The organism is Ensifer sp. 4252 (assembly GCF_050434565.1).
Taxonomy (GTDB): Bacteria; Pseudomonadota; Alphaproteobacteria; order Rhizobiales; family Rhizobiaceae; genus Ensifer.
In genome coordinates this window covers 19328-34083 of the sequence record NZ_JBNDIU010000012.1, presented here as the reverse complement: position 1 = coordinate 34083, position 14756 = coordinate 19328, and the positions used below count along the sequence as shown (strand labels likewise).

At 62.7% G+C, this 14756-nt stretch carries 19 protein-coding genes; 10 read left to right on the top strand and 9 right to left on the bottom strand.

Annotation, left to right across the window (positions count from 1 at the left end; genetic code table 11):
* Positions 1–15: 15 nt before the first annotated feature.
* Positions 16–1047 (bottom strand): hydroxyacid dehydrogenase, encoded by a 1032-nt coding sequence (locus ABIE33_RS21135; protein ID WP_429129029.1) that lies wholly within the window; start codon positions 1045–1047, stop codon positions 16–18.
* A 193-nt stretch (positions 1048–1240) separates the two neighbouring features.
* The gene (locus ABIE33_RS21130; RefSeq protein ID WP_429129026.1) at positions 1241–1552 is read right to left on the bottom strand and encodes a hypothetical protein; all 312 of its coding nucleotides are present in this window, start codon (positions 1550–1552) and stop codon (positions 1241–1243) included.
* Between the two features lie 111 nt (positions 1553–1663).
* On the opposite strand from ABIE33_RS21130, the gene ABIE33_RS21125 reads away from it, so the two are divergent.
* Complete coding sequence (locus ABIE33_RS21125; protein WP_429129023.1) at positions 1664–2290, top strand: ribonuclease D; 627 nt, start codon at positions 1664–1666, stop codon at positions 2288–2290.
* 4 nt (positions 2291–2294) lie between these two features.
* On the opposite strand, the gene ABIE33_RS21120 is transcribed toward ABIE33_RS21125, so the two are convergent.
* Positions 2295–2639: a YqaA family protein gene (locus ABIE33_RS21120; protein WP_429129380.1), complete on the bottom strand. Its 345-nt coding sequence runs from the start codon at positions 2637–2639 to the stop codon at positions 2295–2297.
* An 83-nt stretch (positions 2640–2722) separates the two neighbouring features.
* Positions 2723–3004, bottom strand: a complete 282-nt coding sequence (locus ABIE33_RS21115; RefSeq protein WP_025425523.1) for a SelT/SelW/SelH family protein — start codon at positions 3002–3004, stop codon at positions 2723–2725.
* Between the two features lie 297 nt (positions 3005–3301).
* Here ABIE33_RS21115 and ABIE33_RS21110 point away from each other — a divergent pair, with 297 nt between their 5' ends.
* Entirely contained in the window at positions 3302–3757 is a 456-nt protein-coding gene (locus tag ABIE33_RS21110; protein WP_429129020.1) for a DoxX family protein, read from the top strand.
* A gap of 135 nt (positions 3758–3892) precedes the next feature.
* Here the strand turns inward: ABIE33_RS21110 and rnk are convergent, their stop codons facing one another.
* Positions 3893–4300, bottom strand: coding sequence for a nucleoside diphosphate kinase regulator (gene rnk / locus ABIE33_RS21105; protein ID WP_429129017.1), 408 nt, complete (start codon positions 4298–4300; stop codon positions 3893–3895).
* Positions 4301–4659: 359 nt separating this feature from the next.
* Here rnk and ABIE33_RS21100 point away from each other — a divergent pair, with 359 nt between their 5' ends.
* Genes ABIE33_RS21100 through ABIE33_RS21085 form a run of 4 tightly spaced genes read left to right on the top strand, consistent with a single transcriptional unit; the run spans position 4660 to position 6988 of the window.
* A complete protein-coding gene (locus tag ABIE33_RS21100) occupies positions 4660–5415 on the top strand; it encodes a type 1 glutamine amidotransferase (protein ID WP_429129016.1) in 756 nt (251 codons plus the stop codon).
* The gene (locus ABIE33_RS21095; protein WP_429129014.1) at positions 5415–5894 is read left to right on the top strand and encodes a GFA family protein; all 480 of its coding nucleotides are present in this window, start codon (positions 5415–5417) and stop codon (positions 5892–5894) included. The genes ABIE33_RS21100 and ABIE33_RS21095 overlap by 1 nt, the downstream gene beginning before the upstream one ends.
* A complete protein-coding gene (locus ABIE33_RS21090) occupies positions 5891–6457 on the top strand; it encodes a sugar O-acetyltransferase (RefSeq protein WP_429129012.1) in 567 nt (188 codons plus the stop codon). The genes ABIE33_RS21095 and ABIE33_RS21090 overlap by 4 nt, the downstream gene beginning before the upstream one ends.
* 39 nt (positions 6458–6496) lie before the next feature.
* A complete protein-coding gene (locus ABIE33_RS21085) occupies positions 6497–6988 on the top strand; it encodes an N-acetyltransferase family protein (protein ID WP_429129377.1) in 492 nt (163 codons plus the stop codon).
* A 152-nt stretch (positions 6989–7140) separates the two neighbouring features.
* On the opposite strand, the gene lepA is transcribed toward ABIE33_RS21085, so the two are convergent.
* Together lepA and ABIE33_RS21075 are read right to left on the bottom strand one after the other, a co-directional pair.
* Positions 7141–8967 carry a translation elongation factor 4 gene (gene lepA / locus ABIE33_RS21080; protein WP_429129009.1) on the bottom strand — a complete coding sequence of 609 codons (1827 nt, stop codon included), beginning with the start codon at positions 8965–8967 and terminating at the stop codon, positions 7141–7143.
* Positions 8968–9049: 82 nt separating this feature from the next.
* Positions 9050–10291, bottom strand: a complete 1242-nt coding sequence (locus ABIE33_RS21075) for an MFS transporter (protein ID WP_429129006.1) — start codon at positions 10289–10291, stop codon at positions 9050–9052.
* A gap of 209 nt (positions 10292–10500) precedes the next feature.
* On the opposite strand from ABIE33_RS21075, the gene ABIE33_RS21070 reads away from it, so the two are divergent.
* The 3 genes from ABIE33_RS21070 (at position 10501) to ABIE33_RS21060 (ending at position 12883) form a co-directional block, all read left to right on the top strand.
* On the top strand, positions 10501–11079 hold the full coding sequence (locus tag ABIE33_RS21070; RefSeq protein ID WP_429129003.1) for a helix-turn-helix domain-containing protein: 579 nt from the start codon (positions 10501–10503) through the stop codon (positions 11077–11079).
* Positions 11080–11081: 2 nt separating this feature from the next.
* Entirely contained in the window at positions 11082–11615 is a 534-nt protein-coding gene (locus ABIE33_RS21065) for an N-acetyltransferase family protein (protein WP_429129001.1), read from the top strand.
* Positions 11616–11857: 242 nt separating this feature from the next.
* Positions 11858–12883, top strand: coding sequence for a histone deacetylase family protein (locus tag ABIE33_RS21060; protein WP_429128998.1), 1026 nt, complete (start codon positions 11858–11860; stop codon positions 12881–12883).
* Between the two features lie 14 nt (positions 12884–12897).
* Here the strand turns inward: ABIE33_RS21060 and ABIE33_RS21055 are convergent, their stop codons facing one another.
* Complete coding sequence (locus tag ABIE33_RS21055; RefSeq protein WP_429128996.1) at positions 12898–13305, bottom strand: OsmC family protein; 408 nt, start codon at positions 13303–13305, stop codon at positions 12898–12900.
* 211 nt (positions 13306–13516) lie between these two features.
* Here ABIE33_RS21055 and ABIE33_RS21050 point away from each other — a divergent pair, with 211 nt between their 5' ends.
* The gene (locus ABIE33_RS21050; protein WP_429128993.1) at positions 13517–13867 is read left to right on the top strand and encodes an antibiotic biosynthesis monooxygenase family protein; all 351 of its coding nucleotides are present in this window, start codon (positions 13517–13519) and stop codon (positions 13865–13867) included.
* Between the two features lie 191 nt (positions 13868–14058).
* On the opposite strand, the gene ABIE33_RS21045 is transcribed toward ABIE33_RS21050, so the two are convergent.
* A complete protein-coding gene (locus ABIE33_RS21045; RefSeq protein ID WP_429128992.1) occupies positions 14059–14697 on the bottom strand; it encodes an exopolysaccharide biosynthesis protein in 639 nt (212 codons plus the stop codon).
* Between the last annotated feature and the right edge of the window lie 59 nt (positions 14698–14756).

The window sequence follows — 14756 nt, the reverse complement described above, 5'->3', positions numbered from 1 at the left end:
GTGAAAAACGGTGGCTCAGTTGACCGTCACCGGCTTGGAGCGCATCCGCGCCACCGTCTCGCGCTCGGCACGCTTGCAGCGCATCGGCGGCAGGTCGCGGTCCATCAGGTCCATGTCTTCCAGCACCATGTCGCCCATCCTCTTGAAGGCGCTGTCGAGCGCGCCCGCGCGGTGCGCCGAGCGCAGGAAGCCGGGAAGGCGGCGCACCCTGTGATCGAGTGGGAGCGGCTCCTGCGGGAAGACGTCGCTGGCGGCAACGATATGCCCGCTTTCGACGGCCGCCATCAGCGCATCGAAATCGACGACGCCGGCGCGGCTGAGCAGGATGAAGGCCGCACCGGGGCGCATGCTGGCAAAAGCCTTTGCGCCGAGAAAGCCCTCGTTTTCGCTGGTGACCGACGCCACGACGAAGACGAAATCGCTTTCTGTCAGCACCGTTTCCAATGATGCCGGTTCGACGCCGTTGTCCCGGAGGATGGAGGCCGGCATCCAGGGATCGAAGACGCGGATCCTGGCGCGGAAGCCCGATAGCACCCGGTTGAGCGCCTTGCCCAGATCACCGAAGCCGATTATGCCGATGTCCGAGCCGGAGAGCAGCCGCGCCGAGCGATTGCCGTCGCCACCCCAAAGTTCCCGGCCCTCGCGAAAGGCGAGATCGGCGTCGACGACGCCGCGAGCGATGTTGAGGGCCATGGCAAGCCCCATTTCGGCAACCGGCTCGGCAAAAACCTGGCCGGTCGTGACGACATGAATGCCGCGTTCGAACAGCACCTCGTAAGGCATGTTGTTGATCAGGTTGCTCTCGACATTGAGAATGGCGCGCAGCTTCGGCAGGCGTAACAGGGTGTGGTGGTCCAGCGGCGGCTGGCCGATGATGTAGCGTGCTTGCGACAGCACCTCGTCTCCGAGGCCCGCTATGTCTTCCGGATCGGCTTCGACGATGCGGTAGCGTGCGTGCAGTTGCTTCAACGCATCGGCAGTGAAGATCAGGTCGAGCGTGCGAGGCGCCGGCGCGCTGATGGCGAGCGGTCTGCTGTCGTTGGGCATTGTTCCTCCTGGGTGGGGGCAGAACACCTCCACGGTTCCTTGCCCAATTTTCTAGGAAGTATTCAGCGGCTTGCCAAGCCGAACCGGTGCAGCGGGTTAATGCATGTCGCGCAAAGTGTGCTGCGGTTCTGCGATAACGACATGCATAAGAGCTTAAAGCGCAGCAAGCGAATCCTGGAGATTGCGACGCGCTTTAGTAGCCGAGCCCCCGCTTCTGCCGATAGAGCGACGGCGGCAGATCGCTACCCTGGAATACCGGGCCGTCGCCGCGGCGGCAGTTGTAGATCGTGTCGTAGCGCGGCCCACCGCGCGAGCTCGATTCGAACGGATAGTTACGATCGATAAGTGTCTGCTGGCAGACAACCCTGTCGCCGTTTTCATTCAGGGGATCCATCGGGCGCACGCCGGGTAGATCCATGTAGTTCTGCGCCCGCGCCGGCATGGCCGACAGGCCGAGGATCAGTGTGAGGGCAGAGAGAACGAGGGCAGGGCGGCAGGAGGTCATCAATGCGAGCTTTCGAAGACAGCACCCGCGGTGAGGTGCCATGACAAGGTTTCGCCAGGGCCAAACTTGCGCTATAGGCGTCACCACTTCCGTTTCATCTGGGGATTTTCGATGGCGAATGCAATACGGTTCCACGAAGGCGATATTTCCGCAGCCGATGCCGCTCGCTACAGGGGTGCAATTGCCGTCGACACGGAAACGCTTGGTCTCGTCCCCCGTCGCGACCGGCTCTGCGTCGTCCAGCTTTCGCCGGGCGACGGCACCGCGGATGTGATCCGTATTGCCGCCGGTCAGACGGATGCGCCGAACCTGGTCGCCATGCTCGCCGACCCGGCCCGCCAGAAGATTTTTCACTTCGGCCGTTTCGATATCGCCGTGCTCTTCCACACCTTCGGCGTGACCACGACGCCGGTGTTTTGCACCAAGATCGCCTCCCGCCTGACCCGCACCTATACCGATCGCCACGGACTGAAGGACAATCTGAAGGAAATGCTCGACGTCGACATTTCCAAGCAGCAGCAGTCCTCCGATTGGGCGGCGGCGATCCTGTCGCCGGCGCAGCTCGAATATGCCGCGTCCGACGTGCTGCACCTGCATGCGCTGCGGGAAAAGCTGACGGCCCGGCTGTTGCGCGATGGCCGCATGGAGCATGCGGATGCCTGCTTCGCGTTTCTTCCGACCCGCTCCAAGCTCGACCTGCTCGGCTGGGACGAGACCGACATTTTCGCCCACAGTTGAGCCGTTACGGCGTCAGCCAGAGCACGGCGGCATAACGCGCCGCCTTGCCGATCGTCACGAGCACCAGGAACAGTGCAAAAGGCATGCGCAGCAACCCGGCGACCAGCGTCAGCGGATCACCGACCACGGGCAACCAGGCTAGAAGCAGCACCGGCTGGCCATAGCGCGCAAACAGCGCCTCCGCTTTCTGCCGTGCTGTGGGCGAGATCGGAAACCAGCGCCTTCCCTCGAAGCGGATCAAAAACCGCCCAAGCACGAAATTGACGACCGCACCCAGCACGTTGCCGGCCGTGGCCACCACGAAAAGAGCGACACGGCTCGTCTCGCCATGAAGTGCGGCGGCGACGATCGCCGCCTCCGACATGCCGAACAGCAGTGTCGCGGAAAGGAAGGCTGCCGAGAAAACGCCAGCAAGAATGCCGAAATCCAGGATCAGCTCCTGTCGGTGTGGCCGAGATCGCGCTCCGGCTCGATGATGTCGCGGATGCGCTGCTTCAATTCCTTCGGCCCGGGAAAACCGCCGTCACGCTTGCGCTCCCAGATCAGTTCGTCATTGACGCGGATCTCGAAATTGCCGCCGGTGCCGGGAATCAGCGCCACTTCACCCAGCGACTGGCCGAAGGTCTGCAGCAGCTCCTGTGCCATCCAGCCGGCGCGCAACAGCCAGTTGCACTGCGTGCAATAAAGGATGGTGATCCGCGGCTTCTCGTCCATCTGATGATTCCCGGCTGGTTTGTGCGCGGCAACATACTGCATAACTCCTGGAAATCGGAACCGTCCCGAAGAGAAAATTGTTCAGCAAAGTTCAAGCGTTACTGTGTCCAGGGGCGTGTTCCATGATGCGCGCTATAGCAGGCGATCGTGAACAACCGGCAGTCACGCGTCTCTCACGCAATTGTCAACTGATTTGGTCATGTTTTTATCGACCGCTCCCTTGCAAAGGAAAAGGCGGCCGGCGAGACATTGCTGCATTGCACATATTGTCGCAGCCACCTCCAAGAGGACCTTCTCATGACTGATGCCACCGTTTCGACTTCCCGTCCCCGTGCAATCCTGCCGGCGCTGGAAAAGATCTATCTGCCGCTCGATACCTTTGCCGAAACGCTGCTGCGCGTTCTGTGCGGCGTCCTGCTCGTAACCCACGGCTACGGCAAGATCGTCAATCCGTTCGGCGCTGTCGGCATGGTCGAAAGCCTCGGCTTTTATCCCGGCGTCTTCTGGTCGCCGCTGCTGGCTGCCACAGAATTCTTCGGCGGCATCCTGATCGCGATCGGCCTTCTCACCCGTCCGGCCGCCTTCGCCGCTACGATCGTGCTGCTCGTCACTGTCTATTTCCACGGCATCGTGCAGGGAGAGGGTCTCGGCGGCGCCGAAAAGTCCGTTCTCTGGGCAGCGATCCTGTTCTTCTTTGCCGTTCGCGGCGCCAACAGCCAGTCCGTCGACGCCAAGCTCGGCAAGCAGTTCTGACAAGCCTTCAGGCATATTGAAAGCGGGGAGGGCGGTTTGATGACCGGCCTCCTCGACGTGTTTTTGGGGGAAGCGATGCACATCCCCCATCGTCCGCCGCGCGGCCTTCGCCATCCGGCAGGCAGGGCGATGCGCTCAGGCCCGTTCGGCCGGTGTAACGCTGCGGATGGTCATCCGGTGGACCTTGCCGGAGCGGTCGTGCCAATCGATCGACTGGCCGACGGAGAGCCCGATCAGGGCCGCGCCGATGGGCGTCAGCACCGAAATACGCCCAGCCTCGATATCGGCCTCGCCGGGATAGACGAGCGTCACCTGCTTGGCAAAACCGTTGTCGGCGTCGAAGGCGACGGTGGAGCCCATCTGCACGCTGTCGGCCGGTAGCTTCTCCGGCGTGGTGGTGCGTGCCCGGTCGAGTTCGGACAGAAGCGCCTCGGCGACTTCAGGGATACGCTCGAGGGCGGCAGAGGCAAGCGCCGTCAGGCGCTTGTGATCCTCGGCATTGATGATGATCGCGGGAAGTTTGTTGCGGGCGGTCGTCGCCATGATGATACCTGACGTTCTCTTCGACGGGCCATGGGCGCCGTCGTTGCTAATTCTATCTGGAAAAACTTGGCGCTCGGATCGTGGCCTGGGAACGAGGTTCTCATTTGCCGACGCGAAAGGCTCCCCTGACCCGGAGAGCGCAAGCATCCGGGCTGGGGTCAGGTTCCTGCGATCGGGCACACCCGGAAGCAGCGAAGGGAAGAAATCGCGAGCATCATGATGCCCCGAAAGTCGGAAAGTTTGGCACGGAAGTCAAGGCCCGGCTGCTTTCAGCGGTGAGTACGGGTGCTCTCTCGCCTCTTGAACCAAAGCGCATGACGTGATCAATCTTCCGCCCATACGACGAAGGGTAGGTTATCATGCGGGTACTGGTGGTGGAAAACATGGCGAAGACGGAGCTCGGCCAGGTAGGCACGGCGCTTCGCGAGGTCAAGGCGGAGATCGAGGTTCGCCGCGCCTATGCCGGCGACCCGGTTCCGGCTGGACCCGATGGCTACGATGCGCTGGTCGTGCTCGGCGGCGAGCAGAGTGCGCTTGACGATGAGGCTTTCCCCTATCTCCCGCAGTTGGCAACGCTGATGCGCCGCTTCGGCGACAGCGAGCGTTCCGTACTCGGCATCTGCCTCGGCAGCCAGCTTCTGGCGCGCGCCTATGGTGCGAAGAATCTGCTGGGCGAAGCCAAGGAATTCGGCTGGCACGATGTGCGCGTGCGTGCCGAAGGACAGAGCGATCCGGTGCTGGCATCCGTCGGCGAAAGCTTCCCGATCTTCCAATGGCATGGCGATACCTTCACGCTTCCGGCAGGGGCCATGCACCTTGCTGAAAACGACGTCACGCGGCATCAGGCGTTTCGCATCGGTCGTGCCGCCTACGGCACGCAGTTCCACTTCGAGGCCGACACCGACCTTGTCGAGGATTGGAACCGCTCGTTCCCGCAGACGATCAATCGGCTCGACCCCAACTGGTTGGCTGAATACCCTGCCCACGCCCGGCGTCATGGCGAAAAGGCCAATGCCGCCGGGCTCGCTTTGGCACGCGCCTGGGTTTCTACCATCAGACACGGCGATGCTTATGCCGCAGCGCCGGGCGACGAGGTGCTGGAGGAGGCCTGCTGATGGACGAAAACATTGGTGGCGGCTGCTTCTGCGGACGCATCCGTTACCGGCTGAAGCGGCGGCCGATGTTCGTCAATTGCTGCCACTGCACCGATTGCCAGCGGCAGGTCGGAAGCGCCTTCGTGGTCAATGGCGTCATCGAGCGGGAAAATATCGAGTTGACGGCGGGCGAGCCCGTCGTCGTGACGCTGCCGACCGAGAGCGGCCGCCCGCATGACGTCTACCGCTGCGCCGAATGCCAGACAGCGCTCTGGAGCGATTACGGTCGGCGCGGCTGGCTGTCCTTCCTGCGCATCGCCAGCCTCGACCGGCCGTCGGACTTCCCGCCCGATGCCCATATTTTCACGCGCTCGAAAGTCGCCTGGCTGTCGCTTCAAGGCGGCGCGCCCGCCTTCGACATCTATTACGACATGGCGGCACAGTGGCCGGCCGAAAGCCTGGCGCGGCGTGCGGCGGCCGAAGCAAGGGCGAAGGCGTGAGCGCCAGCGAACGCGAAAAGATGGCGGCGGGCGATTGGTACTGCTGCCTTGACCCGGAACTCGAGCAGCTGCGTCAGCGAGCGCGTGCCGCCGTATATCAGCACAACACCATGGCGCCCGATGCACGTGGGTCGATGGCTCCGGCACTGCGGGCGCTCTTCGCAAGCGTCGCCGACGATGTTCTCATCGAGGCGCCGTTTCACTGCTCCTACGGCATCAACATTTCGCTCAGGTCTCGCGTCTATCTCAATGCCGGCTGCACCATGCTGGACAGTGGCCGCATTTCGATCGGCGAGGGCTCGATGCTTGGCCCGGGCGTGCAGATCTATTGCGCCGAGCATCACAAGGACGTGCCGCTCAGAAGTCGCGGCATCGAGATCGCAAGGCCGGTCGTGATCGGCAAGGACGTGTGGATCGGCGGCGGCGCCATCGTTCTCGGCGGCGTGACGATCGGCGACGGCGCCATCATCGGGGCCGGCTCGGTCGTCACCAAAGACGTGGCGGCCGGAGCGACGGTTGTCGGCAACCCGGCACGACCTCTGCCGTTATCCGGCAAACGATAGTTCAACAGGGAGTTTTTGGTGGTCGACGAGATAACAACAATCAAGGTGCGCCCGGCAGCCCCTGCCGACGTACCGGCGCTTTGCGCCTTCCTCAACGAAATCATCCGGATCGGCGGCACGACCGCCAACGAAACGCCGTTCACGTCCGAAAGTTTTGCCGCACACTATCTCAGCGGTCCGGGCTTCGTCAGCTGCTTCGTCGCCGAGGACACCGATGGCCGTCCTTGCGCATTCCAGGCGCTCGAGCGCTACGACGGCTTGCCGGAAGGCTGGGCCGATATCGGCACTTTCTCCCGACCGGATGCCAAGGTGCGCGGCGCCGGCTCGGCGCTGTTTGCCGCGACGAGGGACAAGGCCCGTGCGTTGGGCCTTACGGCGATCAACGCCACCATCCGCGCCGACAATACCGGCGGCCTTGCCTATTACGGCAAGATGGGCTTCGTCGACTACAAGGTCGACAAGGCCGTGCCGCTCAAGAGCGGCCTAGTCGTGGATCGAATCTCGAAGCGGTATTTGCTCACCGAGGTGTGAAGCGAGCGCTTCCGCCCCGGCCTGATCGCGGCTTACGAGGGCGCTACCGCCGATAGCCGCTGCCTGGATCAAACAAAACGGGCGGCCAGCAGGCCGCCCGTTTTGTTTTCTGCATCCTGAACGACGTCGAAGTATCGACAGTCGAACCGCCCTTATTCGTCGCCCATCTTGAGTGCGGCGATGAAGGCTTCCTGCGGAATCTCCACCTTGCCGAACTGGCGCATGCGCTTCTTGCCGGCCTTCTGCTTTTCCAGAAGCTTGCGCTTGCGGGTGGCGTCGCCGCCGTAGCACTTGGCCGTCACGTCCTTGCGCAGCGCCGAGATGGTCTCGCGGGCGATGACGTTGCCGCCGATCGCCGCCTGGATCGGGATCTTGAACATGTGCTTCGGGATCAGCTCCTTGAGCTTCTCGCACATTTCGCGACCGCGCTTTTCGGCTGCCATCCGGTGCACCATCATCGATAGCGCGTCGACCGGCTCGCCGTTGACGAGGATCGACATCTTCACAAGGTTGCCTTCCTTGTGATCGGTGATCTGGTAGTCGAACGAGGCATAGCCCTTGGAGATCGACTTCAGCCGGTCGTAGAAATCGAACACGACTTCGTTGAGCGGCAGGTCGTAGGTCAGCATCGCGCGGGTGCCGACATAGGTCAGTTCGATCTGGATGCCGCGCCTGTCCTGGCAGAGCTTCAGGATGCCGCCGAGATAGTCGTCGGGCGTCAGGATCGTCGCGCGGATCCACGGCTCGTGGATCTCGGCGATTTTGACGACATCCGGCATGTCGGCCGGGTTGTGCAGCTCACGCTCCGAGCCGTCGGTCATGAACAGCTTGTAGACGACCGAAGGGGCCGTCGCGATCAGGTCGAGGTCGAACTCGCGCTCCAGCCGCTCCTGGATGATTTCCAGATGCAGCAGGCCGAGGAAGCCGCAGCGGAAGCCGAAGCCGAGGGCGGCGGACGATTCCATTTCGAACGAGAACGACGCGTCGTTGAGGCGCAGCTTGCCCATCGCCGAGCGCAGGTCCTCGAAGTCGGCGGCATCGACGGGGAACAGGCCGCAGAATACCACCGGCTGCGCCGGCTTGAAGCCCGGCAGTGCCTTGGCGGTCGGGCGCTTGTCCTCGGTGATGGTGTCGCCGACGCGGGTATCGGCCACTTCCTTGATCGAAGCGGTGATGAAGCCGATCTCGCCCGGGCCGAGCGCATCCATGGCCACCATCTTCGGCGTCAGCACGCCGATGCGTTCGACGGAGTACTTGGCGTCGGTGCCCATCATGCGGATGGTCATGCCCTTCTTGAGCGTCCCGTCGATGATACGCACGAGAACCATGACGCCGAGATAGGTGTCGTACCAGCTATCGACGAGCAGGGCTTTGAGCGGTGCCGCATCGCCGCCCTCGCTCTTCGGCGCCGGCAGCTTGGTGACGATCGCTTCCAAGACGTCGGGAATGCCGAGGCCGGTCTTGGCCGAGATCAGCACGGCGTCGGACGCGTCGATGCCGATCACTTCCTCGATCTGTTCCTTGATCCGTTCCGGTTCGGCGGCGGGAAGGTCGATCTTGTTGAGCACGGTGACGAGCTCGTGATTGTTGTCGATCGCCTGGTAGACGTTGGCGAGCGTCTGGGCTTCCACGCCCTGTGATGCGTCGACGACCAGCAGCGAACCTTCGCAGGCCGACAGCGACCGCGAGACTTCGTAGGCGAAGTCGACGTGGCCGGGCGTGTCGATGAGGTTCAGCACGTAGGTCTCGCCGTCATTGGCCTTGTAGTGCAGACGCACGGTCTGAGCCTTGATGGTGATGCCGCGCTCGCGCTCGATATCCATGCTGTCGAGCACCTGCTCGGACATTTCTCGCTCGGCAAGGCCGCCCGTCGACTGGATCAGTCGGTCGGCCAGCGTCGATTTGCCGTGGTCGATATGGGCCACGATCGAGAAGTTACGGATATGCGACAGGGGCGTCTTGGAAGATGTTGTGCTCATGGGCCGCATATAGCAGTGCGTTCAAGCCGCGCAAAGCGGGAAATGAAGGCTTCGTTCACTATAAATCGCATGGCTTCTGCGGCTATTCGGCTCTTGCCTCGGCGTCGATGAGCGCGCCGGCATTCGGCACCTGCGCGCTCTTCAGTTCGAAGGTCTCGCGCTCGCCGGCCGGCACCTCGTCGCGTTTCCGCAAGCGCATCAGCACGAACAGCGCGTAGAGCGCTGCAACGACCATCGCCGCATAGATGAACGTGCGCGACCCGAACACCGGCGTCAGCAGCGTCACCAGCATCGGCACCAGGGTTGCGGCCGCCGACCAGGCGACCAGCATGGTGCTGGCAAGCGGCACGAAATCCGCCGGATCGGTGCGGTCGTTGGCATGCGCATTGGCGATGGAATAGACGGTCTCGACCGCACCGGCAAAAAGCGCAAAGACGACCATCAGCAGGAGAAGATTGCTGAAGGTCGCCGAGATCGCGAAGAAGCCGGCGACGACGATGAGCAGGCAGGTGGCGATCAGCACCAGCCGGCGGTCGATCCGGTCGGACAGCGTGCCCATCGGATACTGGATGGCGATCAGTCCGAGCTGCATCACGAACATCAGGTTGGCGACGTCGCTTTGGCTCACCTGATTGGCGGCGGCATAGATCGGCGTGAAGCCCTGCACCACCATCGACAGACCGCCGGCGGCAAGCACGCCGATGAAGGCGACAGGCGAACTGCGCCAGACCATCGGGATGTCGATGCTGACCTTGGCCGGCGCCGGCGGCGTCGGCAGGCGGGTTAGGCCGATCGGCAGGATGGCAAGGGCGGTGAAGAAGATGGTGATCAGCGGCGGCAGGTTGCCGTCGGCGGGAATCTGCCCGAACAGCCAGGCGCCGGTGCCGAGCCCGATCACATAGGCCATGTAGAAGGTGGCCATGGCCTTGCCGCGCCAATGGTTGTCGCTGGCATGGTTCAGCCAGCTCTGGCTGATGATGAAATTGGTGTTGCCGGCAGCGCCGTAAAGGCCGCGGGCAAGCACCCAGAGGATCGGGTGCATGCCGAGGCTGATCGTCAGCGCCGAAAGGATGACCAGTGCCATCGAGCATGAGAACGCCCGCGCATGGCCGACCCGGCGGATCATCGGTCCGGCGATCACACAGCCGACAAGGCCACCGAAGGCGATCATGGTGACGGCCGCACCCGGCACCCATTCCGGCGCATCGGACCGCGTCAGCACGAAAGGCACATAGGCAAGCATCACGCCGTTGCCGATCGCCACAGCCGTCATCGACATCACTATGCTGGCGATCGACGTCAGCGAGGAGGGCTGCTTGTCCATGTCTTGTCGGTCCGTTCCATCGGCCGTGACGGCCCGTTTTGTGAGACTCTGCTAAATTATTGAGTAAGAATGCTTTTTCGCTCCGGATGCCTGTTGCGGACCTTAGCCGAAAGCATGTCGTCGCAATGTCGCCAAAGCGGCATTATCAGCCTTTATTTTCAGTCCCGCACGGTCTTGACTCCATTATATGAGAAATGCAATCTCAAATAATGGAAAATGCCGCCGACCCACTCGAGCATGCCATCGGCGAACGCGTTCGTTCGCTGAGGACCGAGCAGAACCTGACACTTGACGATCTGGCGACGCGTTCCGGCGTCAGCCGAGCGATGATCTCCCGCATCGAGCGCGGCGAGGCGAGCCCGACGGCGCAGTTGCTGGCCAAGCTCTGCAGCGCGCTCTCGACCACACTGTCTGCGCTCTTTGCCTTTGAAAGCGAGCAGGCCTCGCCGGTTGCAAGGCGAGCCGATCAAAGACTCTGGCGGGATCCGGAATCCGGCTATCTGCGCCGCTCGGTCTCGCCGGAAGGCGTCGGTTCCCCGGTCGATATCGTTGAGGTCGAGTTCCCGCCGGGTGTCCGCGTGGTGTTTGAGCGGCAACCGGCCGACCGGGGTACCACGCAGCATCTCTGGCTTTTCTCCGGTCGGCTCGAACTGACCATGGAATCCGGCCCCTATGTGCTGGAGACGGGCGATTGCCTGTTCATGGGCCTCGAGCAAGCCCACGTCTTTCACAATCCCCATGATGAGCCGGCTCACTACGCCGTCATCCTTAGCCGAACCAGGGTTTGACCATGCCTGACATAGTAATCCGACTTTTAACCGAAGCCGAAGCCCGTTCCGCCGTGCCGGCGCTCGCCGAGATATTGTCCGATTGCGTCGAGGGCGGCGCTTCCGTCGGTTTCATGCAGCCCTATCCGCCACAGGCGGCCTTGCCTTACTGGGATGGTGTCGCCAATGCGGTTGCCGGCGATGAAACGCTGCTGATGGTCGCCGAAGACGAGGGGCGGATTGTCGGTACGGTCCAGGTCGGCGTGGCGCAGATGCCCAACCAGCCGCATCGCGGCGACCTGAAGAAGCTGCTCGTCCATCGCGCCGCCCGCGGCAAGGGCGTCGCACGACTGTTGATGCAGGCCATCGAGCGCGAGGCGGCTCTGCGCGGCAAGGAGTTGCTGGTTCTCGACACGGCAACCGGCAGCGAGGCGGAGGCGATCTATCCGCGCTTGGGATGGGAGCGCGTTGGCGTCATTCCCGACTATGCGATGTGGCCGGAAGGTGGACTTTGCGCCACGACGCTTTTCTACAAGCGCATCGCGGTTCAGGGGTGATCGTCACTCGCTTGGTTTGATGCTTCTCACTTGGTGTAAAAGCCCCTCACCCCGACCCTCTCCCCGCAAGCGGGGAGAGGGGAGATCGGAGCTTACCGCAATAGTCCTTCGCCCCGCTCGCGGGAGAAGGTGGCCGGCAGGCCGGATGAGGGGGCGCCCGCTGAGGTAGCCAGCGGCCCGGACCCTGCGCTAGGTTGCCGACGCTCCGTTCGCTCCACGAACTCAACCGGGACATCATCTGCATGCGCATATTCTATTCCGAAGACCACAGGCTGCGCGATGCCCGCAGCGAATTGTTCGGCGGCGAACTGGTTGCGCCATTCGAGGCGCCGTTTCGTGCCGAGTGGATTCTGGCGGCGGTAAGGGAAGCGGGCTTCCACGACGTCGTCGCGCCCAAACATCACGGGCTGGAAACGGCCGGCAAGCTGCACGCAGCCGACTACCTCGAATTTCTGGAAACCGCCTGGGCACGCTGGGTCGCCGATGGCTATCGCGGCGAGGCGATCCCGACCTGCTTTCCCGCCCGCCGGATGCGCCAGCACCCACCCAAGGATATCGACGGGGCGCTTGGCTACTACGCCTTTGCCGCCGAAACCTCGATCACCGAAGGCACCTACGCGGCTGCGCGCGCGGCGATGGATTGTGCGATTTCCGCAGCCGAGCATGTCAATGCGGGCAGCAGGGCCGCTTTTGCTCTCTGCCGCCCGCCCGGCCATCACGCGGCGATCGATCTTTTTGGCGGCTATTCCTTCATCAACAACGCCGCCTGCGCCGCGCAGCGGCTGCGTGATCTCGGTGCCGCCAGAGTGGCTGTGCTCGATGTCGATTTCCACCATGGCAACGGCACCCAGGATATCTTCTACGAGCGCGGCGACGTCTATTTCGCTTCGCTGCACGGCGATCCGGTCGACGCTTTCCCATATTTTCTCGGCTTTGCCGACGAGGAGGGGGCAGGCGAAGGTCTAGGCTCGACGAAGAACTATCCCCTGCCGCGCGGGACGGGCTTTGCCGCCTGGTCGGCCGCGATGGAGGATGCGCTTCGCCGCATCGAAGCGTTCTGTGCCGAGGCGCTGGTCGTTTCGCTCGGCGTCGACACGTTCGAGCGGGATCCGATTTCGTCGTTCAAGCTGAAGTCGGAGGATTATCTTGATATGGGCGAGAGGCTGAAAAGGGCAGGCGTGCCGGTCGTCGTCTGCATGGAAGGCGGCTACGGCGTGCCGGAAATCGGGCTCAATGTCGCCAATGTGCTCAAGGGTATCGCCGCCTGAGGCTTTTCCGGCGGTCAGGCGGCAGTGCGGATCTCCACCGGCACGCCGGCGCGCAGCGAGTTGCTGACCATGCAGCTTGCCTTCGCCCGCTCGATGATCTCGGTCGGGTCCGACCCGTCGAGGGTTTCGAGCCCGACCGTCATCGTTGCTGCGGTCGCCAGCAGCGGGCTGCCGTCAAGCTCGACCGTCACGCTGACAGAAAGTCGCCCGAGGCGCGCGCCGGCCTCTGCTGCGACATAGCGCAGATCATTGCAGAAGCATCCGCCGATCGCCAAAGCCAGCAATTGCCCGCCATTGAACCCCAGCCCCCTGCCTCCGGCCTTGCCTTCGGGCCTGTCGACCACGATCGTGTGTCCGCCCACCCAACCCAGGGCCGCCTCGGTGCCTTCGACATTGCGCAATTCCACGGTCATTGACGGCATTGGACGATCTCCGCGTGGTTTCGAAAGCCGAGCTTATCGCGTGACGATGGAGGCGCAAGGCTGCACGCATTCGACCATCGCGGTGGCGGCAATGCCTATTTTTTCGCGAGACCCCTGTTGACCTCAACTTTACTTGAGGTCGTACGAGTGTTGCTGCCCGCCGCAGAATGGTCGCCGGCGGGCTTTGAAGTGACACTTGAGGGAGAGTTCAATGAGCAGCAATGTAAAGACCGGCATCGTCGCGCTCTATCGCATCAACAAGTTTGCCGTGCCGACTGCGGCGCGCGCTGAGTTCGTCGAATTGGTGGAAAAGACGCTTGCGGTCATTCGCAGCCAGGAAGGCTACGTCAAGGATCTGTTCCTCGAGCAGCATGCCGGCCCGGGAAAGTTCAACTTCTGCACCATGATCGAATTCGAAAGCGAAGAGTTCGCGCCGAAGGTCGCAGCGGCGATCGGCGAGTTCGATAAGAGCCTTAACATCGACCGTGCGGCGCTGATGGAAAAGCTCGGCGTCCAGACCGATTCCGCCAGCTACAAGAGCTTCCAGGCGACACCGGCATGACAACCCGCCGCTCCGGCTACTGCAAAAATTCCTTAAATCGGATCCGATTTAAGGGCAAAATTATGCAGCAAGTTTAAAGCGATACAGCGTCCTTTGCGCGTCATATTTGACGCGCGGCGCTGTAGTCGGCCGGACTGGCGAGCGGCGCGTCGATGACGACGCGTCAGGCTCACTTGCGAAGTTATCAGGCTTCAAGAAACGAAGAAGGTGGATAGGCCCTGGCCGGCCGCAACCGCCATATAGGCGAGGACGGTGAAGTAGACCGTGGTTGCGATCAGGAAGAGATAGCCGCCAGCAACCATCAATCCGTCGCGCTGGATGATGCCGAGCGACAGAAGCAGGATGGCGATGCCCGGTAACGTGTTCGACAGCGGGATGAGGCCGAGCGGAAACATCAGGAGCACGCCTCCGGCCATGATCATCAGGCCATTGAAGCGGTTCATCAGCGCGCCTTGCGTCAAGAAACCGAAGCGCGGCCTGACGAAACGATCGAGCTTCGAGACAAGTGCTGCACCCTTCTGCAGCGTCGGCACCAGTTTTTCGGTTTCGATCTGCCGGTCGAGGATGCGTTGCGGCATCCAGGGCAGGCGGTTGAGCGTGATCGAAATCGAGATCAGGATGATGGCCGCACCGAAGACGGTGCTGACGCCGGGAATGGAGACCGGCAGCAAAAACGGCAGCGTCAACAGCGCGCACAGCAGCAGAAAGCCCTGTTCGCCGATGCCCGTCATCAGGTCGCGAAGCGTGATCGTGTTGCCGCGAATGGACCCGATCATCCCATTGAGCGTGTCGCTGAGACTGCGTTGCGTGTCGCCAAACTCGATTGCCATCAGATAGTCCGCCTCGATTTTCCTCGAACGCGCTTGTTATCAAGAGCGTGTGAAGGATC